General features: G+C 69.3%; 18 protein-coding genes. 12 read left to right on the forward strand and 6 right to left on the reverse strand.

Annotation, left to right across the window (positions count from 1 at the left end; genetic code table 11):
* Nucleotides 1–134 precede the first annotated feature (134 nt).
* Entirely contained in the window at nucleotides 135–1499 is a 1365-nt protein-coding gene (locus NV348_RS32915) for a TerD family protein (RefSeq protein WP_447150377.1), read from the forward strand.
* Here the strand turns inward: NV348_RS32915 and NV348_RS32920 are convergent.
* Nucleotides 1469–2413, reverse strand: a complete 945-nt coding sequence (locus NV348_RS32920) for a LysR family transcriptional regulator (protein WP_447150378.1) — start codon at nucleotides 2411–2413, stop codon at nucleotides 1469–1471. The two genes, NV348_RS32915 and NV348_RS32920, sit on opposite strands and share 31 nt — an antisense overlap.
* Nucleotides 2414–2548: 135 nt before the next feature.
* Here NV348_RS32920 and NV348_RS32925 point away from each other — a divergent pair, with 135 nt between their 5' ends.
* From NV348_RS32925 to NV348_RS32945, 5 genes are all read left to right on the forward strand, one after another.
* Entirely contained in the window at nucleotides 2549–3943 is a 1395-nt protein-coding gene (locus tag NV348_RS32925) for an MFS transporter (protein ID WP_447150379.1), read from the forward strand.
* Nucleotides 3940–4686: a 3-hydroxybutyrate dehydrogenase gene (locus NV348_RS32930; RefSeq protein ID WP_447150380.1), complete on the forward strand. Its 747-nt coding sequence runs from the start codon at nucleotides 3940–3942 to the stop codon at nucleotides 4684–4686. Before NV348_RS32925 ends, NV348_RS32930 begins: the two co-directional genes overlap by 4 nt.
* Nucleotides 4683–6629: an acetoacetate--CoA ligase gene (locus tag NV348_RS32935; protein ID WP_447150381.1), complete on the forward strand. Its 1947-nt coding sequence runs from the start codon at nucleotides 4683–4685 to the stop codon at nucleotides 6627–6629. Before NV348_RS32930 ends, NV348_RS32935 begins: the two co-directional genes overlap by 4 nt.
* Before the next feature lie 427 nt (nucleotides 6630–7056).
* Nucleotides 7057–7956 carry a hypothetical protein gene (locus NV348_RS32940; RefSeq protein WP_447150382.1) on the forward strand — a complete coding sequence of 300 codons (900 nt, stop codon included), beginning with the start codon at nucleotides 7057–7059 and terminating at the stop codon, nucleotides 7954–7956.
* A gap of 74 nt (nucleotides 7957–8030) precedes the next feature.
* Complete coding sequence (locus NV348_RS32945) at nucleotides 8031–9812, forward strand: TerD family protein (RefSeq protein WP_447150383.1); 1782 nt, start codon at nucleotides 8031–8033, stop codon at nucleotides 9810–9812.
* Between the two features lie 23 nt (nucleotides 9813–9835).
* Here NV348_RS32945 and NV348_RS32950 read toward each other — a convergent pair whose 3' ends face one another.
* Genes NV348_RS32950 through cysD form a run of 5 tightly spaced genes read right to left on the reverse strand, consistent with a single transcriptional unit; the run spans nucleotide 9836 to nucleotide 15753 of the window.
* Complete coding sequence (locus NV348_RS32950) at nucleotides 9836–10969, reverse strand: sulfotransferase family protein (RefSeq protein WP_447150384.1); 1134 nt, start codon at nucleotides 10967–10969, stop codon at nucleotides 9836–9838.
* A 17-nt stretch (nucleotides 10970–10986) separates the two neighbouring features.
* Nucleotides 10987–11772, reverse strand: coding sequence for an SDR family oxidoreductase (locus NV348_RS32955; RefSeq protein ID WP_447150385.1), 786 nt, complete (start codon nucleotides 11770–11772; stop codon nucleotides 10987–10989).
* Nucleotides 11769–12986, reverse strand: coding sequence for a hypothetical protein (locus NV348_RS32960; protein WP_447150386.1), 1218 nt, complete (start codon nucleotides 12984–12986; stop codon nucleotides 11769–11771). Before NV348_RS32960 ends, NV348_RS32955 begins: the two co-directional genes overlap by 4 nt.
* Nucleotides 12983–14836, reverse strand: a complete 1854-nt coding sequence (cysC, locus tag NV348_RS32965) for an adenylyl-sulfate kinase (protein WP_447150387.1) — start codon at nucleotides 14834–14836, stop codon at nucleotides 12983–12985. Before cysC ends, NV348_RS32960 begins: the two co-directional genes overlap by 4 nt.
* Nucleotides 14836–15753 (reverse strand): sulfate adenylyltransferase subunit CysD, encoded by a 918-nt coding sequence (cysD, locus tag NV348_RS32970; RefSeq protein ID WP_447150388.1) that lies wholly within the window; start codon nucleotides 15751–15753, stop codon nucleotides 14836–14838. Before cysD ends, cysC begins: the two co-directional genes overlap by 1 nt.
* Before the next feature lie 75 nt (nucleotides 15754–15828).
* On the opposite strand from cysD, the gene NV348_RS32975 reads away from it, so the two are divergent.
* The 6 genes from NV348_RS32975 (at nucleotide 15829) to NV348_RS33000 (ending at nucleotide 22240) form a co-directional block, all read left to right on the forward strand.
* The gene (locus NV348_RS32975; RefSeq protein WP_447150389.1) at nucleotides 15829–16761 is read left to right on the forward strand and encodes an IclR family transcriptional regulator; all 933 of its coding nucleotides are present in this window, start codon (nucleotides 15829–15831) and stop codon (nucleotides 16759–16761) included.
* Nucleotides 16762–16854: 93 nt separating this feature from the next.
* Entirely contained in the window at nucleotides 16855–17808 is a 954-nt protein-coding gene (locus NV348_RS32980; protein WP_447150390.1) for a DUF8017 domain-containing protein, read from the forward strand.
* Between the two features lie 41 nt (nucleotides 17809–17849).
* A complete protein-coding gene (locus NV348_RS32985; protein WP_447150391.1) occupies nucleotides 17850–18521 on the forward strand; it encodes a GntR family transcriptional regulator in 672 nt (223 codons plus the stop codon).
* 57 nt (nucleotides 18522–18578) lie between these two features.
* Nucleotides 18579–19964: an allophanate hydrolase gene (locus tag NV348_RS32990; protein WP_447150392.1), complete on the forward strand. Its 1386-nt coding sequence runs from the start codon at nucleotides 18579–18581 to the stop codon at nucleotides 19962–19964.
* A complete protein-coding gene (locus NV348_RS32995) occupies nucleotides 19961–20650 on the forward strand; it encodes a cysteine hydrolase family protein (RefSeq protein WP_447150393.1) in 690 nt (229 codons plus the stop codon). Before NV348_RS32990 ends, NV348_RS32995 begins: the two co-directional genes overlap by 4 nt.
* 15 nt (nucleotides 20651–20665) lie before the next feature.
* Nucleotides 20666–22240, forward strand: a complete 1575-nt coding sequence (locus NV348_RS33000) for a regulator (RefSeq protein WP_447150394.1) — start codon at nucleotides 20666–20668, stop codon at nucleotides 22238–22240.
* The last annotated feature ends 3 nt before the right edge of the window (nucleotides 22241–22243 follow it).

Consider the following 22243-nt stretch of genomic DNA (forward strand, 5'->3'; position numbering starts at 1 on the left):
GACCCACTATCGACACCGACAGGCCGGGGATCCGCTGTGCGGGCTCGCGCGATGCCCGGCGCCCGCGCGCGGCGCGGGTACCGTGGGCTGATCGCGGGCAGTGGCGAGTACAACGACCGGTGGAGGGCGGCGTCATGACAGGGAACGCAACGGTGGTCGAGGTGTCCAAGGGGTCCAAGACCGATCTGGTCGACGGCCGCTACACGGTGCGCATCGACCTGGACGGTCCGGCCGGCGCGGTCGACGTGTCGGCGGTGCTGGTGACCGCGGACGGCCGGGTCCGTTCCGACGCCGATTTCGTGTTCTTCAACAATCCGGCGGCGCCTGGGGTGCGGCTGGAATCCGATGCCGTGGTGTCGGTGGATCTGAGAGCCGTCCCCGCCGAGATCGAGCGAGTGGTGATCGCGGGCAGCACCGAGGCGCAGGGTATCCGGTTCGGGGAGGTTCGCGGGCTCCGGGTGGCGGTCGCCGGACCCGGGCAGGCGCTGAATTTCGTTCCGCCGGGGCTGGATTCGGAGACGGTGCTGCAAGCCGTCGCCCTGTATCGGCGGGGGAGCGGCTGGCGCCTCGACGCGATCGGGCAGGGCTACAGTGCCGGGCTCGCGGCCTTCGCCACCGAGCACGGGATCGTCGTCGACGAGGAGGACGCGGCCGAGGCCGTCGCGCCCGTCGATGCACCGCCGCGAGCCGTCCCGCCCGCCGGTGTGGTGTCGCAGCGTGTCGCTGCCGCTGTGCCGCAACCCCCTTCGGCTCCAGCGATCGATCTCCGCAAGATCGACGTCGTCCTCACCAAGGATTCGCCCGACCGGCGCGCCAGCATCGACCTGCGCAAGGGCGACCCGGGTTACGTCCTCACGGTCGGTCTCGAATGGGACGGCCGCGGTGCGCACTACGACGCGGACGGCCGCGTGACGAAGTTCGGGGCGGGCGACCTGGATGTGTACTTCTTCTGCCGCAACGAGATCACCGGCGACTACGTCGTGATCAGCGGTGAGAAGGGCCACCAGGGCGATCTGGCCGTGTGGCCGTTCCTCCACCACCAGGGCGACAGCCGCGGCCCGGGCGCGAACAACCTCCCGGCCACCGAACAGGTGATCGTGCGCCCCACCGAGAACGGCGACCTGCTGCTCAACGTGTACCAATCCGTCGACAACGGCGCGGGCGCGATCGACACCTTCGGCAAGCCGCGCGTGCGGGTCCGCTACGGCCGTGCCGGGCGTGACGGGCTACCCGGCCCCGACGCCGATCAGATCACCGTCGTCATCGGCAACGGCAAGAACTCCTTCTGGGCCACCGTCGCCCATATCGACGTCCGCGACGGCATCCTCACCGTCGACGGCACCACCCGCTACAGCCGTGCGTTCAGCGAACGGATGCCCGTCCTCGACACCAGCGGCACCTGGCTGCGGTCGGCCAAGAACGGCCCGGTCGGGCGCAGCAAGGGCAGCCACGGCCTCGGCCTGAGTCACTACGCGGGCCGCTGCCCCGACCCACGCTGAGCGCCGAGGAGTTCCGTGCGCCGTTCCTCGACGGTGGCGCGGAGGGCGTCGACGACGGCGGCCACCTCGGGCCGCCGCAGCGTCTCGGGGCGGGTGACGAGCCAGTAGGTGAGCTGCACCCGCACCTGAGGTCCGAGCACCCGGACGAGATCGTCGTGCCGGTCGGCCATGAAGCACGGCAGTAGGCCGATCCCCGCCGCGGCGCGGGTGGCCTCGACATGGACGAAAACATTGGTGGACGAGACGGATCGGCGCATGTCGGGTGCGAATCTGGTGGCCAGGTCGAGATCGTCGACCTGCAGGATGGACTCGATGAAGTAGACCAGGGGATAGCGGCGCAGGTCCTCGATGCCGGCCGGTGTGCCGTGCTCGGCGAGGTAGTCGTGCGCGGCGTAGAGGCCGAGGCTGTAGTCGCCGAGCCGGATCGCCTCGGCGCGATGGACCTGTGGTCGCCCGACCACCACTTCGAGATCGAGCCCGCTGCGCTGGGTGGAGGCGCGCCGGGTGGTCGCGATGATGTCCACCGCAACCCGGGGATGCGTGCGCTGCACCCGCGCGGCGGCAGGCGCGGCCAGATAGGCGCTGAACCCGTCGGTGGCCGAGAGCCGCACCACCCCTTCGAGTTCCGGCTCGCCATCGGCGGCACCGAGTGAGCGCACCGCGGACTCGATGGTTTCGGCGGCGGTCAGCGCCGATCGCCCGAGATCGGTCAGCTCCCACCCGCCGGTGACCCGGGTCAGTACCCGGCCCCCGACCGCCCGCTCGAGCGCCGCGATGCGCCGGGAGATCGTCGTGTGGTTGATGCCGAGTTCCTCGGCGGCGGTGACGTAGCGGCCCGATCGACCGACCGCCAGCAGAACCAGCAGGTCATCGGCGCTCGGCCGCCGACCCGGATCAGACGAGGTCGCGCTCATTTCTGCATCTTTGCAGATACTCGGTGCGAACTTGGCCATTGTGACCGGATCCGATCTGCACGAATACTCTTCGCATTGCTAGTGGGCCACATCACAGTCATGGCGTGATGTGGCCCCGATCACCAAGGAGCAGTGATGAGCGTCCGCAATGCGACCCCGGCGGCCGGCGAGGACCGCGCCCCGAGCGGTCTGCGCCGAGTGGTAGCCGCCTCGATGGCAGGCACCGTCGTCGAATGGTACGAATTCTTCCTCTACGGCACCGCAGCCACCCTCGTCTTCAGCAAGGTGTTCTTCGCCAAGGGCACCAGCGATCTCGACGCGATTCTGGCCGCGTTCGTCACCTACGCGGTCGGCTTCGCCGCGCGCCCGCTCGGCGGCATCGTCTTCGGCTACTTCGGTGACCGCTACGGCCGCAAGAAGCTGCTCCAGCTGAGCCTGGTCCTGGTCGGCGGCGCCACCTTCCTGATGGGCTGTCTGCCCACCTTCACCCAGATCGGCTACTGGGCCCCGGCGCTGCTGGTGACCCTGCGCTTCATCCAGGGCTTCGCGATCGGCGGCGAATGGGGCGGCGCGGTGCTGCTGGTGGCCGAACACAGTCCCAGTCGCAGTCGGGCGTTCTGGTCGAGCTGGCCGCAGGCCGGTGTGCCCGCGGGCAACCTGCTCGCCACGGTCGTGCTGCTCGTACTGACCTCGACCCTGTCCGATGCCGCGTTCCTGAGTTGGGGATGGCGCGTGGCCTTCTGGCTGTCGGCGGTGGTCGTGCTGGTCGGCTACTACGTGCGCACCAAGGTCACCGACGCCCCGATCTTCGTCGAGGCGCAGCGGCAGATGGAGCACGCGAAAGCCACCTCGTTCAGCGTGTTCGAGGTGCTGCGCCGGTACCCGCGCGGCGTCTTCACCGCCATGGGACTGCGTTTCGGCGAGAACATCATGTACTACCTGGTCGTGACCTTCTCGATCACCTACCTGAAGGTGCACGTGCACGCCGACACCACGACGATCCTGTGGTGGCTGCTGGCCGCGCACGCGGTGCACATGGCGGTGATCCCGCTGGCGGGCCGTCTCGGTGACCGTTTCGGCCGTAGGCCCGTCTATCTCGTCGGCGCGCTGGCCGCGGCCACGTGGGGCTTCTTCGCCTTCCCACTGATGGATTCCGGCCACAGCCTGCTGATCCTGACCGCGATCATCGTCGGCCTGGTCTTCCACGGCCTCATGTATGCCGGTCAGCCGGCCATCATGGCCGAGATGTTCCCGACCCGGATGCGCTATTCCGGGGTGTCCCTCGGCTATCAGGTCACCTCGATCGTGGCGGGTTCGCTCGCCCCGATCATCGCGGTGAAGCTGCTCGACTCCTACGGGTCCTCGGTCCCGATCGCGGTGTACCTCGCGGTGGCGGCGGCGATCACCGTGATCGCCGTGCTGTGCGCCAAGGAGACCAAAGGCATCGATCTGGAGTCCCTGGACGTCGCAGATGCCGCCGAGACGGTGACCGCTCCGGCGGCGGTGTCGACGAAGGTCGTTCCGGCATGAGCGATCTCATCGGACGCAAGGCGCTGGTCACCGGCGCGGCCGGCGGAATCGGCGCGGCCTGCGCACACGAGCTGGCCGCGCGCGGCGCGGAGGTGACGGTCGCCGACGTGAACGAGCTGGGGGCCAAGACCGTGGCCGCCGAGATCGGCGGCCAGGCCTGGGCGGTCGACCTGCTCGATGTCGACGCGCTCGCGGATCTGACCCTGTCGGTGGACATCCTGGTCAACAATGCCGGGGTACAGACCGTCAGCCCGCTCGAGGACTTCCCGCCCGCCCGGTTCCGCCTGATCCAGACCCTCATGGTGGAAGCGCCCTTCCTGCTGATCCGCGCGGCGCTGCCGCACATGTACGCCCAGGGTTTCGGGCGCATCATCAATGTGTCCTCGGTGCACGGACTGCGCGCCTCGCCGTTCAAAGTCGCGTACGTGACGGCCAAGCACGCACTGGAAGGACTGTCGAAGGTGACCGCGCTCGAGGGCGGCGCGCGCGGTGTCACCAGCAATTGCGTGAACCCCGGCTATGTGCGAACTCCGCTGGTGGACAAGCAGATCGCGGAACAGGCGGCCGCGCACGGCATTCCCGCGCCGGAAGTGGTGGAGAAGGTGCTGCTCACCGAGAGCGCGATCAAACGGCTGATCGAACCCGAGGAGGTGGCGGCACTGGTCGGATGGCTGGCCTCCGACCACGCGGGCATGGTTACCGGATCGTCGTATGTCATGGACGGTGGGTGGAGCGCGCGATGACGAGCGTGACAGCGGCGCCGCAGTGGGTGCCGGGCGAGCAGGACATCGCGCGGGCGCGGATCACCGATTTCGCGCGGTTCGTGACTGCCCGGCACCGGGTCGACGTGGCGGACTACCGGGCGCTGTGGCAGTGGTCGGTCGACGATCTGGCCGGGTTCTGGGGTGCGGTCTGGGACTACTTCGAGCTGGGGCAGCGGTCGTCGGAGGTCCTGGCCGACACCGGAATGCCCGGGGCGCAGTGGTTTCCGGGCACTCGGGTGAACTACGTCGATCAGGTGATCCGGCAGGCGCGCACGGATCGGCCCGCGATCGTCACCGTCGACGAGACCGGTGCGATGGCAGAGCTGTCGTGGGCCGAGATGCTGAGCCGGACAGCCGGATTCGCGGCTACTCTACGCGAGCTCGGCGTCGGGCCCGGTGACCGAGTAGTCGGCTACCTGCCGAATATCGCCGAGGCGGTGATCGCGTTCCTGGCGACCGCGAGTATCGGCGCGATATGGAGCGCCTGCGGGCCGGACTACACGGCGAAGGCGGCGCTGGACCGGCTGGGGCAGCTCGACCCGAAAGTGCTGGTGACCAGCGACGTCTACCGATTCGGCGGCAAGGACCACCACAAATTCGCCGAGATCGCGGCACTGCGTGCCGCACTGCCCGGCCTGCGGGCGACCGTCCTGGTATCGCGGCTCGGCGGCACGGTCGAGGGCGCGCTCGACTGGGACACGGTGACCACATCGGCGGACACGACGCCGGCCACCGAACAGGTCGCGTTCGACCATCCCCTGTGGGTCCTGTATTCCTCCGGCACCACGGGGTTGCCCAAGGGCATCGTGCACGGCCACGGCGGTGTCCTGCTCGAACATCTCAAAGCGTTGGCGCTGCAGTCCGACCTCGGCCCCGACGACACCTTCTTCTGGTACACCAGCCCGAGCTGGATGATGTGGAACTACCAGGTCGCCGGGCTGCTGGTCGGCGCGACCATCGTCTGCTACCCGGGGAGCCCGACCGCGCCGGCGCCGGATGCCCTGTGGGACATCGCTGCTCGTGTGCGCGCGACTGTTCTCGGGACCAGCCCCGGCTATGTCCTGGCGTGCGCGAAGGCGGAGTCCGTGCCGCGGCGCGACCACGACCTGTCCGCGCTGCGCCTCATCGGGGTCACCGGCTCGGCGCTGCCCGCGTCGTCGTCGCGCTGGTTGCGCGACACCGTGGGTGCCCACATTCCGGTGTCGTCGATCAGTGGCGGCACCGACATCGTGTCGGCCTTCGCGGGTGGTGTCCGTACTGTCCCGGTGTGGCCGGGCGAGTTGTCCGCGCCCTACCTCGGTGTCGCGCTGGCGGCGTGGGACGGCGAGGGCCGACCCGTGCACGACGCCGTCGGCGAGCTCGTCGTCACCGCGCCGATGCCGTCCATGCCGCTGCACTTCTGGCACGACCCGGACGGATCCCGTTATCGCGCGGCCTATTTCGACACCTACCCCGGTGTCTGGCGGCACGGCGACTGGATCACCGTCACCGGGAATCACAGCGTCGTCGTGCACGGCCGTTCCGACGCCACCCTCAACCGGCACGGCATCCGGATGGGCAGCGCCGACATCTACCAGGCCGTCGAACAGCTTCCCGAGATCGTCGACTCCCTGGTCATCGGCGCCGAACAGCCCGACGGCGGCTACTGGATGCCCCTGTTCGTCGTCCTCGCGCCGGGCAGCGCCTTGACCGACGACCTGCGCGCCCGGATCAGTGCCACCATCCGCACCGGTATCTCGCCACGTCACGTCCCCGACGAGATCATCGCGGTACCGGGCGTTCCCAGAACCCGGACGGGCAAGAAGCTCGAGGTGCCCGTCAAGAAATTGATCCAAGGCGGTGATCCCGCGCGCGTGGTCGCCGAGGGCGCGGTCGACGACCCGGCGCTGCTGGTCTGGTTCGCGCGGTTCGTCAGGAAGTAGTCGACAGGGCGCGGATCCGATGGTGGTCCAGTTCCCGAGCCGAGGTGTTCGGGACGGCGGCGCGGCACTGCGGGTGACAGTCCCGACCTCTGCCACAGGGGCGGGTGCCGCAGGACCTGGCCGAAGACCGGGAACGGATCGAAGTCGTTGGTCCGTACGATGGCTTTGCCTCGCGCAGGACGAAGCGGTCGAGCCTCTCCGTGACAGATCGTGGGGAAAGTCCCAGCGGCAAAAGCGAACTCACCGACTGTGCCCGCAACGGGCGGACTCGTCGCCCTGGCCGGCGTCATAGGCCAGGGCGACCGGCGGCGCGGTGGGGTCCGACGACCCCGTCGCTGGACCGTAACGTGCTGGACGCGGGAGCCGACCGCAATGGTGTGGGCTGGACCAGTGAGGACGGGAGGGCGGTCGTGTGACGATGGGCCGGATGAGACGAACAGTCGTGGTGGCCGGGACCGCGGGTGTCCTCGGCATGCTCGGGTACGGCGGGGCCGCGGGGGCCGAACCGACCCCCGTTACCAGCGGCGAGATCAGCATCGCGGGGGTTCCGGGTGGGGATCGTTTCGCGACAAAGGAGGGTGCCTGGTTGGTTGCCGGACCGGGTGACCACGGCAATGGGGGTGGCAACCAAGGCAATAGCGGGAATTCGAACCCGGGTAGCGGAAACGGTAATCAGGGCAATGGGGGCGGGAACAACGGCAACAACGGAAACCAGAACCCCGGCAGCGGAAACGGTAATCAGGGCAAGGGGAAAGGTAACCAGGGAAACAGCGGAAATCAGGGCAACAACGGTAATCAGAACCCGGGTAGCGGAAACGGTAATCAGGGGAACGGGGGCGGTAACCAGGGCAACAACCCGAACCCTGGCAATGCACCCCAGCCGCAAGCACCTGCCGAAGCGCCTGCTCCCGAAGACCCGTCCCCCGCAGAACCGTCCGCACCGACACCACCCGCGCCGGAGCCCTCCGATCCGGAGACTGCCGAGCCCGGGGGTGCGTCGGCACCGGAGAGCGCACCCGGCGACGGTGCACCGCCCGCAGGTTCAGCACCCGGCGCTGAATCACCCGCAGCACCGGCGCCCGGCGGAGCAGGTGCTCCACCCGCGGCGCAGGCACCGGGCGGTGGTGCCCCGGTTCCCGCGCACGATGTCAGACCCACCAGCGACACCGACATCCTCCCCGATCCGAACCTGCTCTCCGTGATCGGCGGCCTCATCGCACTGGGGCTCGCCGGCGGCGGATCAGCCGCAGTGAGCTTTCAAGGCGCCGCACAGGCCCAAGCCCGCATCGACGCCGCGCGAGCCGAGTTCTTCGGACCACGCGCGTGACCATGACCGCGCAGCCCGCACGCTGAGCTGAGTTCGACTGCAACATTTCCGAACTCGGCTACGATGCGATGCTCATGCAGGGGATGACACGGGTCGGCGAGCAGCAGCAGGCATCTGGCTTCGGTGAGTTCACCGTGGTCGATGTCGAGACATCCGGACTCCAACCGCACAGACACCGGGTCCTGTCGGTTGCCGCGCTGGCCTTGGACAGCACCGGGCAGGTGACTGGTGAGTTCCACACCTTGCTCGATCCCGAGTGCGACCCTGGTCCGGTTCACGTGCACGGGCTCACCGCCGAGGTGCTGCGTGGCTCACCGCGATTCGCGCATGTGCACGAGCGCCTGTCATCGATGCTGACCGGGCGGGTATTGGTGGCGCACAACGCGCTGTTCGACTTCGGCTTCTTGGCGAGTGAGTTCGCACGGGCAGGCGGGGTGCTTCCCGTCCGCCGTCGGTTGTGTACCTTGGCACTCGCTCGTCGCGTCGCTCTGCCGACTCCGGACTACAAGCTGGCGACGCTGGCCACCTATTACGGCGTGCCACAACACAAAGCACACGATGCGCTCGACGACACCCGTGTTCTCGTCAGCGTGCTGCGAGCACTGGTGGCCGACGCGGCTCGCCTCGGCATCGCGCCGCCACTGCTCCCGTGTGAGCCGACAGCGGAAAGCCGCGCAGAGTCGGCGTGGCCGATCGAGCGTAGCGGCGCGAAGCTGCCGTGCGCCTACGTTTATCCGGGACGCTGGGAGCCGGGTGCGGCACTGCGCCAAGGCATGAAGGTCGCGTTCACCGGTGACACCCGGATCGACCGCGAAGAACTGGTGTCGCGCGCCGAGTCCGCCGGGCTCGACGTGACCAGCGTGGTGAGTGGTCGCACGAGTGTGCTCGTCACCAATGCGCCGGACTCCGGGACAGGCAAGGCGCGCAAGGCGATCCAGCACGAGACTCCGATCATCGACGAGCCGGGATTCGTTGCGCTGCTCGCGACGATCGAACCAGGGCAACCCAGGACTGCCCGGACCGACCGGCTCCCCTCACGTCGTCGCACCGCCGTACTGTCGGGGCCGCTGTCCGGTCACCGCGTGCTGGTCGTGGGCGGAACCCACGACCACGCCGCGCAGACCAGGACCCGCGTCGTGGAGCTCGGGGGATCGGCGGCCGTCAACCTGTCGGCAACCGTGACGGATCTGCTGGTCCTGCCAGGCGGCGACGCGGATCGCCGGGTGCAGAAGGCGACCGACCTCGGGCTTCCACTGCACGGACCCGAGCTGCTCACGCACTCGCGGGCGGCGGAAACCGAGCCTTCGCCACCAGCCGCGGAAGCGGCGGCTCCCGAGCCTGCGGTGCTGGCCCGGGGCCAGGTGATGGATCTGCCGATCGAATCGGACTCCTGGACGATGCGCGCCGTTTGGAACCAGCTCGGCACCGCGGCCGTAGACCTGGTCGCCTTCCTCGTCGACGCCGAGGAGAAAGTCGGTAGTTCGGACGATTTCGTGTTCTACAACCAGCCTGCGGCCGCGGGGGTCAGGCTCGCCGAGGAGGGGCCGACCGAACAGTCGATCGCTGTCTGCCTGGACGACCTCCCCGAGCGCTGTGCCCGTGTCGTCTTCGCCGCGGCCCTCGATGCTCGCGGCGTGACCTTCGGCGACGTCGGTGCTATCGAGGTCGATGTCGCCGCGGGTCCCGAATCGAGCGCGGTGATCCGTTCGACCTTGGACGCGGCCACGGTCGAACGGACCCTCCTGCTCGCCGAACTGTATCTACGGGGCGGGACCTGGCGGTTTCGCGCCGTAGGGCAGGGCTACGAATTCGACCTCGCCGCGCTGGCGCGTGGATACGGGGTAGAGGTCGAGTAGCACCTCGCCGCGCCGAGTGTGCCTCAGCTGCCGAAGCGTTCGGCGACCATGTCCTCGGTGAGGCCGTAGTCGGCGAGGGAGTAGTGGTGGGTGGGTTTGCGGTCGCCGGTGCGGCTCTCGTTGTCGAGGGCGGTGATGGCGGTGCGGGCCTCCTCGGTGAAATCGGTGCCGATGTGGGTGTAGATGCGGTCGACCACGCCGAAGGGGTCGGTGCGCAGGTCGTCGAAGTCGACGTCGATGAAGGTGGCGTCGGTGTGGCGAGTGCGGGCGGCGGTGAATTCGGCGAGGCCACGGGCCCACAGGTCGAGCTGGGTGCGGCCGATGGTCTCACCGGTGAAGGTGGTCGACCAGCCGCGGGTGGCGTGTTCGTTGAGGCTGCACACCGACGGGATGATGGTGGCCGGGTCACGGTGGGTCTGGATGACGATCGCGTCCGGGTAGACGGCCAGCAGGGCGTCCAGGCAGAACAGGTGACTGGGGTTCTTGAGCACCCAGCGCCTGCTGTCGTTCATGCCGATCAGCTGCAGGTTGCGACGGTGCCGCGCGTAGGCGGGGGTCCAGTCCTGGCCCGCCAGCCACTGCGAGTAGCTCGGCACATAGGCCAGGCACTCGTAGGAATGCGAGGTACCGGACTGCCGCAGCAGCTGCCAGCATTCCTCCACATCGGAGGCGCTCATGTAGTGCAGACCCATGAACTCCGGGTTCTGCACCTGATGCTGACGCAGGCCGGCGTCGATCTGCTGGTAGGCCGGATTCGCCGACCAGGTCTCGCGCGGCGGACGCGGCTGCGGGAAGTCGGTCAGCCACATCTCCAGCCCCTGATTGGCCGGATCGGCCGCCAGCAGCCGATGCAGCGCGGTGGTGCCGGTCCGGGGCAGACCGGTGACGAAGATCGGCCGGGTGATCGGCGTGTCGGCATAGCCGGGGTTGGCCGCCCACGCGGCCTCGCTCAGCGCGCGGGCCACGAGCGTGCCACGCAGGAAGAATCGCGACATCTTGCTGCCGAGCTCGGTGAGCCCGGCCTCGTCACGGTACGAGTCGAGCAGCACCTGCAACGCCTCGGTGTAGTCGTCGGCCCCGAAATCGGTGAGACCGGTGAGTTTGGTGGCTGAGGCGTGCAGGTCGGCCACGGTGCCGACATCGGTGCGCACGGTCATCGAGGGGAGCTCCTTGCTCAGTTGTGGTATTCGCCGCAGTTGACGTCGAGGGTCTGTCCGGTGATCGCCGAGGACCAGTCGGACGCGAGAAACACCACGGCGCGGGCGATCTCGTCCGGCTCGGGCAGTCGCTTGAGATCGGACTTCGACGCGGTCTGCTCGTACACCTGCTCGACGGTGATGCCGTACTTCTCTGCCACATGGCCGAAGTACCACTTCAGCTGGTCGGTCCAGATGTAGCCGGGCAGCACGCTGTTGACCCGCACGCCCTTGCCGCCGAGTTCGGTGGCCAGGGTCTGCGACATGGCCAGCAGCGCCGCCTTGGTCAGCTTGTAGCTACCGTACCGCGGCTCGGAATGCCGCACGACCATCGAATTGATCATCACCACAGCGCCTTTGGCCTCGGCGAGGGCGGGCGTGAACGCCTGCGTCATCCGCAGACCGCCCAGCACCGTCATGTCGAGACTGGACCGGATGTGGTCGAAATCGGTGCGGTCCAGCGGCTTCATCGACGGCACCGAGAACGCGTTGTTCACCAGTGCGTCGACCCGGCCGAACGTCTCGACGGTGCGCGACACCAGGTTCGCTACCGCGGTCTCGTCGGTGATGTCGGTCGGCACGCAGAGCGTGGCGCCGCCGGCGGCCTCGATCTCCGCGGCCACCTCCTGCAACCGCGACTCGGTCCGCGCCGCCAGCACGACTGTCGCGCCCGCGGCCGCCGCTTCCAGGCAGATCGACCGTCCGAGCCCGGGACCGACCCCGGACACGACGACGACCTTTCCATCCAACAGTGCCCCGCTCATCCGAGCATCCTTTCTGCGAAAGCCCGCTGCCGGGCGGCGATCCGGTCGCGCCAGCCGGCGGCGTCGATCCGGTTGTCTGTGTAGTGGGGAAGGTGCTGCGCGACCTCGGCGACCGGGACGACGGTGACCGTCGGGCCGTCGGCCTCGGTCATCGGCCGGTCGGTGCGCTGCCAGCGGAACTGCAGGATGCCCCGGGTGCGGCCGGTGGTCTCGATCCAGTTCGCGATGCCGGGATCCTGCTTGCTCACCACCATCCGGATCAGGCCGTTCGGATCCACCTGGGCCTGCGCGTGATTGAGGCTGGTCTGGTGGTTGACGTAGTCGAGCGAGATGTACCAGAGACTGCCCAGCTGGAAACCCTGATACGGCGCATCGGATTTCGGCACCGTGATCACCAGCGCCTGATCGTCGGCCAGGTCGAAGTGGCCCACCGAGGAGTACTGGGTACTGAGGCCACCCGGGGTGAGCCGGGGCGCGGTGAGGGTGTTCACCGGCAGGTCGAGGTAGAACCACTTCGGGAAGTTGAACCAGGTGTGCACCCTGGTCAGCAGCATCTTCGCCGCGGCGCCGTAGCGCTTGCGCATGCGGGCGAGGTCCGGCTCGACGGGGGCGGTGCCGATCGTGTCGACCCGTTCGATCCGGATCGAGCCCTTGCGCTCGGTCCAGTCGCTGTAGACCTCGCGCACCGCCAGCATCGACGCGCCCTCACCGAGCGCGAAATAGTCCGGCCCGGCGTTCGGCTTCGCGGGGCCGAACCGAATCGAGAAGCTGCCGTCCTCGGCGATCGGGATCCGCCGGTCGTCGAAGGCGTCCGCACCGCCGGGGACATCGGTCGCGGTGTAGTCACCTTTGAGCACTTGGAAACTGAGGTCGACGGTGCTGCCGCGCACGCCGCTCACCACGTACTCGGCGTCGGGCTCGATATTCGCGTGGTAGTAGAGGGTGTCCGGATTGTCCAGGCCCATCTTGGCGTAGGGCCCGGTCGAGGACACGAAGTACGGATGACTGGTGCCGTGCGCGCCGGACAGGCGCAGGCAGGCGGCGACGCTCGCGGCGAGATAATCGTAGCCCTCGGCCAGATCGGCGTCACTGCGCACGAATTCGGCCCCGGCGATGAGCTTTTCGGCCTGGGCGACCGCGGCGGTGAACGGCGCGGTCAGTGGCTCCGGTGGCACGGTGCTCCCGGCTTCGGTGGCGGTACTCGAGTGGGTCAACGGTCTGCGATTCCTAGCTCTCGGAGGATACGGACGGCGATCTCGGCGGGGGAGCCCAGATCGGGAGTGATGACGAGATCTGCGTCGGTGGGTCGCTCGTAGGGCGAACTGATGCCGGTGAAGCCGGGCAGCTCACCCGCGCGGGCCTTCGCGTAGAGGCCCTTGGGGTCGCGGCGTTCGCATTCCGGCAGCGGGGTATCGACGAACACCTCGTGGAACGGCAGTTCGCGCTCGGCGTGCGTGGTGCGCGCTCGGGCCCGCTGCGCGGCGAACGGGCTGATCACCGACACGATCGCGACGGCGCCGGAATCGGCGAACAGGGCAGCGACCTCGGCGACCCTGCGCACGTTCTCGTCCCGGTCGGCCGCGGAGAAACCGAGGCCCGCGTTGAGCCCGTGCCGCAGATTGTCGCCGTCGAGCAGGTAGGCGGCCCGGCCTGCCGCGACCAGCTGACGCTCCACCTCGACGGCGATGGTCGACTTCCCGGAGCCGGACAGTCCGGTCAGCCAGATCGTGGCACCGGCGTGCGCGCGATCGTCGCGGCCGACCGCCGAGCGATGCCAGACCACCGTCGCAGGCGCGGCGTGCGCTCCGGTGTCGCGCCCGGTGACCATACCCGCGGCGACCGTCTCGTCGGTGACCGGATCGATCAGGATGAAGCTGCCGGTGCGGCGGTTCTCCCGGTACGGGTCGAACAGCAGCGGCTGACGGCTGCGCAGCCGGACCCGGGCGATGTCGTTGAGCGACAGCGCCTCCACGTCCTCGAGCCGGTGCAGCGTGTTGACATCGAGCTGGTAGTCGATGGCGGTCACCTCGGCGGGTGAGGTCTGCGCCGCGGTCCGCACCAGATACCGCCCACCCGCGCGCAGCTGGCTGGTCTCGGAGAACCAGCACACCATCGCGTCCAGATCGGCGCCCTGCTGTGGGCGATTGCCCGGCCTGGCCAGGAGATCGCCACGGCCGATATCGATCTCGTCGTCGAGGGTCAGCGAGACCGCCATGCCGGTGAACGCCTCGTCGACCTTGCTGCCGCCGGGGCCCCAGATCTCGCGCACCCGGGAGGTGTGCCCGGCGGGCAGCACCACCACTTCGTCGCCCGGCTTGAAGATGCCGCCCGCGACGGTGCCTGCGTAGCTGCGGTGATCGAGCCCCTGCTGGGCCCGGATGACGTACTGGATCGGCAACCGCGCGTCGATGAGATTGCGGTCCGAGGCGATGTGCACGTCCTCGAGGTGGCGCAGCAGCGGCGGTCCCGGATACCAGTCCATGTGCTCGGAGCCCTCGACGACATTGTCGCCGAGCAGCGCCGAGACCGGCACGAAGCTGAGGTCGCCGACCGTCAATTTCGCGGCGAAGGCGGCGAATTCGGCCCTGATCTCCTCGAATCGCTCCTGCGACCAGTCGACCAGATCCATCTTGTTCACGCACACCACCAGGTGCGGCACGCCGAGCAGGGTGGCCAGGAAGGCGTGCCTGCGGGTCTGCTCGGACACCCCGGCGCGGGCGTCGACCAGGATCAGCGCGAGATCGGCGGTGGACGCGCCGGTGACCATGTTGCGGGTGTACTGCACGTGGCCCGGCGTGTCGGCGATGACGAACTTGCGCCGCGGCGTCGTCACATAGCGGTAGGCGACATCGATGGTGATGCCCTGCTCGCGCTCGGCGCGCAGCCCGTCGGTCACCAGGGCGAGGTCGGCCGCGTCGCCGCCGCGCTCGGTGCTGACCCGCTCGATCGCGGCCAGCTGATCGTCGAACAGCGACTTGGAGTCGTAGAGCAGCCTGCCGATGAGGGTCGACTTGCCGTCGTCGACGCTGCCCGCGGTCGCCAGGCGTAACAGGTTGCGGCTCATCAGAAGTAGCCCTCTCGCTTGCGGTCTTCCATGCCGGTCTCGGAGATCCGGTCGTCGGCGCGGGTGGCGCCGCGCTCGGTGAGCCGGGTGGCGGCGGTCTCGGCGATCACCTTGGCAGCGGTGTCGGCCTCGCTCTCGACGCAGCCGGTGCAGGTGGCGTCGCCGACGGTCCGGAAGCGGACGGTGGCGTCGAAAGTGCGCTCGCCCGGTTGCGGGGTGATGAATCGGCCTGCCGAGAGCAGCATGCCGTCACGTTCGACGACGCGGCGCCGGTGCGCGTAGTACAGCGCCGGCAGCTCGACCGCCTCGCGATCGATGTACTCCCAGATGTCGAGCTCGGTCCAGTTCGACAGCGGGAACACCCGGATGTGCTCGCCCTGCTGATGCCGTCCGTTGTAGAGGTTCCACACCTCGGGTCGCTGCGCGCGCGGATCCCATTCGCCGAACCGGTTGCGGAAGCTGAACACGCGCTCCTTGGCGCGCGCCTTCTCCTCGTCGCGGCGTGCCCCGCCGAACACGGCATCGAAGCGATGTTCGCCGATCGCCCGCAGGAGAGTGGTGGTCTGGAGCGGATTGCGGGTGCCGCCGGGGCGTTCCACCGCGCGGCCCGCGTCGATGTCGTCCTGCACCGATGCCACCAGCAGGCGCGCGCCGGTGCGGTCGGCGGTCCGATCACGGAACTCGATGACCTCGTCGAAATTGTGCCCGGTGTCCACATGCAACAGCGGGAACGGCAGCGGCGCGGGCCAGAACGCCCGGCGCGCCAGATGCAACAGCACCGCCGAGTCCTTGCCTCCGGAGAACAGCAGTCCAGGCCGTTCGAAGGTGGCCGCCACCTCCCGGAAGATATGCACCGACTCGGCCTCCAAGGCCGCCAGATGCGACAGCTCGTACCCCGTCTGCACTCGTTCACCCACTTCGTTCGTGCTCCGTCGGCGGAATCTCCACCGCCGAGTTGCGTTGTCGAATATTCGACGCTATTGTTCGATATTGTGACACCGACGATAAGCCGGGCCGAGCGCGCCGGTCAAGAGGTGACCGGCGAATCGGTGCGTGAGACGGCGTCGCCCGAGGTGGCGTCGCCGCCGACGCAGCGGGTCGTGAAGGTGCTCGAGCTGCTGTCCCGGCATCCGGCGGATCGGCTGTCGCTGGCTCGCATCGTCCGTGAGGCCGGGCTGTCCAGGGCCACCGCGCACGCCGTGCTCACCCAGCTCACCGCCGACGGCTGGACCGTCCGCGACGCCGACGGGTGCTACGGCATCGGTCTGCGCCTGCTCACCGTGGCCCGGCGCGCCGAAGCGGCGTTTCCGCTGCGCCGGACCGCGGTGCCGCACGTGCGCGCGCTGTGCGAACGGACGGGCGATCCGGTGTTCCTCGCCGAACGCGACGGCGACAGCATCGTGGTCACCGAGGTGGTCGGTGACCCGTCCGCCGAGTGGATCCGGGCGGGGCGCAGGCTCCCGCTCGCGCCACCGGTCTGCCGGGAGTTCGTCGCGTGGGCGCCCGAACCCGTCCGGCAGGCGTGGCTCGCGGCCGCCGACCCGGCCCACCGCGATCGCCTCGCGCGCGTGCTCGCCGAGATCCGCGAGCGCGGGTACTCCGTCGAACGGCTCGTCGACGACTCGACGCCGATGCTCGAGGTGCTCGCCGGCCTGCGCGATACGCCGATCACCGCCGCGCTGCGCGCCCAGCTCGGCTCGGTCATCACCGAACTGATCACCATCGACTACCTGCCCGACGAACTGGGCCAGGAGAACGCGGTCGTCACCCTCGCCGCCCCCGTGCGCGATGCGAACGGCGCGGTGGTGGCTGCGGTGGTCAGCTGCCCCGACGCTCGCCTGTCGGCCGTCGCGCTGAGTGAGCTCGGTGCGGCGACTGTCGCTGCCGCGGAACGGATCAGCGCGCACGCGATCCACCCGGCCTGACCCGCCCGTGTCCGGCCGTTCGCCGCTACGCTGACGGGGAGAACCCGGCCGTACCCGCAGGATGGTCGCGGCAGGTGCACGAGAGGACTCGACGTGGCGGACGACAGCGATCGCTGGTGGGAAGCGCCGGGCCTGGCGGGGCAGCAGCCGCCGCAGACCGGTCCGGAACCGTACGCGCAGCCCGCGCCGCAGCAGCCCTCCGGGTACCCCCAGCCGCAGCAGGGCGCGTATCCGCCGCCCCAGTACGGCGCGCCGCAGCAAGGGTACGGCCAACCACTGTACGGTCAGCAGCCGTACGGCTATGCGCCACAGCCCTATCCGGGTCCGCCACGGCGCGGCGGCGGTGGTGCGGGGGTGATCATCGCGGTGGTGGTCGTGGCCGTGCTGGTGGTCGTCGTCGGCATCGTGGCCGTCGTGCTCGGCACCCGCTCCTCGGAGGACACCACCGCGACTTCGACGTCGGTCACGTCCGCGCCGGTGCCCACCGGGTCGCTGTCGGGCACCACGACGGCCCCGGTGACGCCCGGTGCGAAGGGCGTGCTCATCCCCACCTATCGCGTCGCCTACGACGTGCCGTCGACCTGGTCGGTCGCCCCCTCCTACGACACGATGAGCTTCACCACGGCGAACGGCTCCATCGACGGCCGCGGTCAGTCGACCGAGGGCGAGAAATACTGCCCCGGCTCCGCGTACCGGGCCATGGCCGCCGTCACAGCGACCACGGAATCCGATCCGGCCGCCGCCGCCCAGACCGTCGCGAAGATCGCTGCGGCGGGCGGCTATTCGGATCCCAGCGGCGGCAAGCTCACCACGCCGACGGCGTTGACCACCCAGAGCGGAGTCGCCGGACAGTTCGTGGAGAGCACGGGACCGTGGAAGCCTCAGCTCTCCGGCTGCACGGCGAACGCCTACTCGGTCTACACCTTCGCCTTCCGCAATGCCGCCGGTACGCTGCTCGTACTGACCGTGCTCGTCGACCGCAACACGAGCGGGGAACTGAGCGCCGACGAGGCGAAGAAACTGATCACCAGCCTGCGTCTGGTCTAGCGCGGAAGACCGCTCGGTCGCGGTGTTCGTAGACTCGACCTATGACGGCAGCGGCATCCGATTCGACTGTGCTACCGGCGAGTCTGGTGGAGATGGCGGCGCGGCACGTGCGGGCCGAGGTGCTCAGCGGCGCGCTGGCCCCGGGCGTCCGGGTGGGGGAGGAGGCGCTGTGCGCGCGGCTGGGCATCAGCCGGGCGCCGGTCCGGGAGGCCTTGCGGCGCCTGGCCGAGCAGGGCTTGATCGAACACCTGCCGCGCCGGGGATACCGGGTGATGGTGTGGTCGGCGGCCGACATCGTCGAATTGTTCGAGGTGCGGAAAGCGCTGGAGCGCCACGCGTTGACCACCGCGCTGCCCCACCCCGACCTGGACCGCGGGCTCGGGGGAGTGCGCACGGCACTCGACGAGCTGACCGACGCCGACCGGCGCGGCGACTGGCTCGCCCGGGACGACGCGCACCGCAGCTTCCACGCCGAGATCGTGGCGCTGGCGGGCAATCGGCAGCTCGACCTGGTGTACGGCCAGATCCTGGTGAAGCTGCAACTGGCGATGGCGCGCAACCTGCGCGAGGAGACCGAGGTCGCCGCCCGCCGCGACGGCGTGCGCCGCCACCGGGAGCTGCTGGCCGCGGTGGCCTCGAACGACCCGGCGACCGCCGAGGCCGCACTACGGCAGCACGGCGAGCAAACATACCTGAAACTCGGTATCCGCTAACACATCCGATACAGACGGCGACCTCGGCCGTCACACATTTTGTCGACAATCGACAACATGATCGGTTCGGCGGGCCCCACAGTCGCGGAAATCCTCACCCAGCACCAGGACGGCAACGGTTCGCCGACCAGAACCGCCGCGCGGGTCGCCGACGCGATCGCGGCGCGCGGCGACGACGGTACCTGGATCACCCCGGTGCCACGCGCCGAACTGCTCGCCGCCGCGGCGGAGATCGAGCGTAGGCCGGGAGCGCGGGCGTTGCCGTTGTACGGCGTCCCGTTCGGGGTGAAGGACAGTATCGATGTGGCCGGCTATCCGACCACGCTGGCCTGTCCGGACTACGCCTACACCGCGACGCGCACCGCACCGGCCGTGCAGCGGCTGCTCGACGCGGGCGCGTTGTTCGTCGGCAAGACCAATCTCGATCAGTTCGCGACCGGGCTCAACGGCACGAGAACGCCGTATCCGGTGCCGCGCAGTGTATTCGGCGGCGACCTCATCGCCGGCGGCTCCAGCTCCGGGTCGGCGCTGGCGGTCGCGCTCGGGCAGGTGCCGTTCTGCGTCGCCACCGACACCGCCGGCTCGGGGCGGGTGCCCGCCGCGCTCAACGGCATCGTCGGCTGGAAGCCGTCGCGCGGGTTGATCAGCACCGTCGGGTTGGTCCCCGCCTGCAAGTCGCTGGATTGCCTGACCCTGATGGGCACCACCGTCGAAGACCTCGACCAGGTCTTCGACATCATCGCCGGGGTTGACCATGACGACCCGTGGACGCGGGCGCGCGGGCCGCGCTATCGCGGCACGCCGATCCGGGTCGGCCTGCCCGCCGAGGCCGACCTCGAGTTCTTCGGTGACGAGGCGATGGGCGCCGCCCACCTGGCGGCCCGGGATCGCCTGCCGCGCGCCGGTTTCGACTGTGTGGCGACCACGCTGACGCCGTTCCTGGATGCCGGTGCCCTGCTCTACCAGGGCCCCTGGGTCGCCGAACGACTCGTCGAGTTCGAGACCTTCCTCGCCGAGCGGCCCGACTCGCTGCTGCCGGTGATCCGCGAGATCCTCACCGGTGGACAGCGATTCACCGCGGTCGAGGTGTTCCGCGCCCAGCAGCGATTGCAGGAGCTGCGCGCCGAGGTCGGTCTGCTCTGGGCAGGCTTCGACGTGATGGTCGTCCCGACGATCGGTACCACCTTCACCGTCGACCAGGTTCTCGCCGACCCGATCGCGACCAACACCGTTCTGGGGCACTACACCCACTTCGGCAATCTGCTCGACCTCACCGCGGTCGCCGTGCCCGCGGGCACCACCCGCGACGGCAGGCCGGTCTCGCTCATGGTGTTCGGTCCCGCGCTCGCCGACGATGTCGTCCTCGCGGTCGCCGCCCGTCTGCTCGACGAACCTCGCGCCGTCACCCCGTCCTACTCCACCGTCCTCGAGGACCACCGATGACCGAGATCCCCGCCGCCCCGGCACCGTTCACCTTCGACCCGGCCACGACCGCGCTGCTCGTGATCGACATGCAGCGCGACTTCCTGCTTCCCGGCGGCTTCGGCGAGAGCCTGGGCAACGATGTCGCGCTGCTGCGTACCGTCATCGAGCCGCTGGCCGGACTGATCGCCGCCGCGCGCGCCGCCGGTATGCCGGTGATCCACACCAGGGAAGGGCACCTGCCCGATCTCTCCGACTGTCCACCCGCGAAACTGCGGCGCGGCAACCCGTCCCAGCGCATCGGCGATCCGGGCGCGTTCGGCCGGATCCTGATCCGCGGCGAGTACGGGCACGACATCGTCGACGAACTCGCGCCGATCGAGGGCGAGGTGGTGATCGACAAGCCCGGCAAGGGCGCGTTCTACGCGACCGGACTCGGCGATGTGCTGCACCGGCTCGCGATCACCTCGCTGCTCGTCACCGGTGTCACCACCGAGGTGTGCGTGCACACGACCGTCCGCGAGGCCAACGATCGCGGCTACGAATGCCTCGTCGTCGCCGACTGCGTCGGTTCCTACTTCCCCGAATTCCAGCGCGTCGGGCTGGCGATGATCGCCGCCCAGGGCGGGATCTTCGGGTGGGTCGCCGAATCGACCGCCGTCGTCACCGCGCTGACGGCGACCCCCGCTTCACCCGTCACGGCCTAGCGAACAGGAACACCCATGTCCGTCGACACGACCACCACCAGCAAAGCCCCCGAACCTCCTGCGCCCCTGGTGCTTCCGTGGTGGACACGCGGTGACACCAACGCCTTCTTCGGACTGGCGTTCAACATCCTCGTCAACGTTCTGACCCTCACCACGCTCACCATCGCCGTCGTGAAGATCCCCAGCGGCGACGTGCTCGGCACCGTTCTGCCCGCGCTCGGTGTCGCGCTGGTCCTCGGCAACCTCTACTACCTGGTCCTGGCTCGCCGCCTGGCGCGCCGGGAGAACCGCAGCGACGTCACCGCGCTGCCGTACGGCCCGAGCGTGCCGCACATGTTCATCGTCGTGTTCGTGGTGATGCTGCCGATCTATCTGAAGACCGGAGATCCCTTGCGGGCGTGGGCCGCTGGGCTTGCCTGGGCCTTCATGATCGGCGTGATCGTGATGATCGGCGCGTTCGTCGGCCCCTACATCCGCCGGGTCACCCCGCGCGCCGCGATGCTCGGCACCCTGGCCGGCATCTCGATCACCTTCATCGCCATGCGGCCCGCCGCCCAGATGTGGGAGGTGGCCTGGATCGGCCTGCCGGTGCTGGCGATCATCCTCATCGGCTTCTTCACCGACGTGAAGCTGCCGGGCAATATCCCGGTCGGTCTGGTCGCGCTGCTCGTCGGCACCGCGATCGGCTGGATCGGCGGATACATGTCGCCGCCCGATGTGGCCCAGGCCGCGAGCGATATCGCCCTCGGTCTGCCCGATCTGCGCCTGGGTCTGCTGTTCGACGGCCTGAGCAACCTCGCGCCGTTGCTGGCCACCGCGATTCCGCTCGGTATCTACAACTTCACCGAGGCGATGAGCAATGTCGAGAGCGCCGCGGCGGCGGGCGACAACTACAACCTGCGCAGTGTGCTGCTGGCCGACGGCTTCGGCGCGGTCATCGGAGCGGGCTTCGGCTCGCCGTTCCCGCCCGCGGTCTACATCGGTCACCCCGGCTGGAAGGACGCCGGCGGGCGCACCGGGTACTCGCTGGCCAGCGGCCTGACCATCGGCGTCATGTGCCTGCTCGGCTTGTTCGGGGTACTGGCGACGGTGCTGCCGATTCCGGCGATCGTGCCGATCCTGCTCTACATCGGCCTGCTGATCGGCGCCCAAGCGTTCCAGGCCGTGCCGCGACTGCACGCGGTGGCGGTGGTGGCCGCCCTGCTGCCCAATCTCGCGGAATGGGCGGTGACCCAGATCGACAACGCGCTGTCGGCGGCGGGCACCTCGGCCGACAAGGTCGGTTCGGCGGCGCTGGGCCAGGCGGGCGTGGTGTACGACGGGCTGAAGACGTTCGGCTCCGGCGCGGTGCTGGCGGGTCTCGTCCTCGGCGCGATCGTCACCTTCATCCTCGACAAGCGTTTCCGCGCAGCGGGACTCGCCGCGCTCATCGGCGCCGCGCTGAGCTGGATCGGTCTCATCCATGCCCATGCGGTCGAGTGGGCGGCCGCGCCGCACGTGGCACTCGGGTACGCGTTCTTCGCGATCGTCTGCCTGGCCTACTCGGTCCTGCCCGCAGGGGCGACCGAACAGGCGGTCGACAAGCCCTGATCA

The organism is Nocardia fodinahabitans (genome assembly GCF_052983615.1).

Coding starts and splice junctions, on each gene's coding strand:
- NV348_RS32915 (WP_447150377.1), top strand. CDS start 135: ATGACAGGGAACGCAACGGTGGTCGAGGTGTCCAAGGGGTCCAAGACC.
- NV348_RS32920 (WP_447150378.1), bottom strand. CDS start 2,413: ATGAGCGCGACCTCGTCTGATCCGGGTCGGCGGCCGAGCGCCGATGAC.
- NV348_RS32925 (WP_447150379.1), top strand. CDS start 2,549: ATGAGCGTCCGCAATGCGACCCCGGCGGCCGGCGAGGACCGCGCCCCG.
- NV348_RS32930 (WP_447150380.1), top strand. CDS start 3,940: ATGAGCGATCTCATCGGACGCAAGGCGCTGGTCACCGGCGCGGCCGGC.
- NV348_RS32935 (WP_447150381.1), top strand. CDS start 4,683: ATGACGAGCGTGACAGCGGCGCCGCAGTGGGTGCCGGGCGAGCAGGAC.
- NV348_RS32940 (WP_447150382.1), top strand. CDS start 7,057: ATGAGACGAACAGTCGTGGTGGCCGGGACCGCGGGTGTCCTCGGCATG.
- NV348_RS32945 (WP_447150383.1), top strand. CDS start 8,031: ATGCAGGGGATGACACGGGTCGGCGAGCAGCAGCAGGCATCTGGCTTC.
- NV348_RS32950 (WP_447150384.1), bottom strand. CDS start 10,969: ATGACCGTGCGCACCGATGTCGGCACCGTGGCCGACCTGCACGCCTCA.
- NV348_RS32955 (WP_447150385.1), bottom strand. CDS start 11,772: ATGAGCGGGGCACTGTTGGATGGAAAGGTCGTCGTCGTGTCCGGGGTC.
- cysC (WP_447150387.1), bottom strand. CDS start 14,836: ATGAGCCGCAACCTGTTACGCCTGGCGACCGCGGGCAGCGTCGACGAC.
- NV348_RS32985 (WP_447150391.1), top strand. CDS start 17,850: ATGACGGCAGCGGCATCCGATTCGACTGTGCTACCGGCGAGTCTGGTG.
- NV348_RS32990 (WP_447150392.1), top strand. CDS start 18,579: ATGATCGGTTCGGCGGGCCCCACAGTCGCGGAAATCCTCACCCAGCAC.
- NV348_RS32995 (WP_447150393.1), top strand. CDS start 19,961: ATGACCGAGATCCCCGCCGCCCCGGCACCGTTCACCTTCGACCCGGCC.
- NV348_RS33000 (WP_447150394.1), top strand. CDS start 20,666: ATGTCCGTCGACACGACCACCACCAGCAAAGCCCCCGAACCTCCTGCG.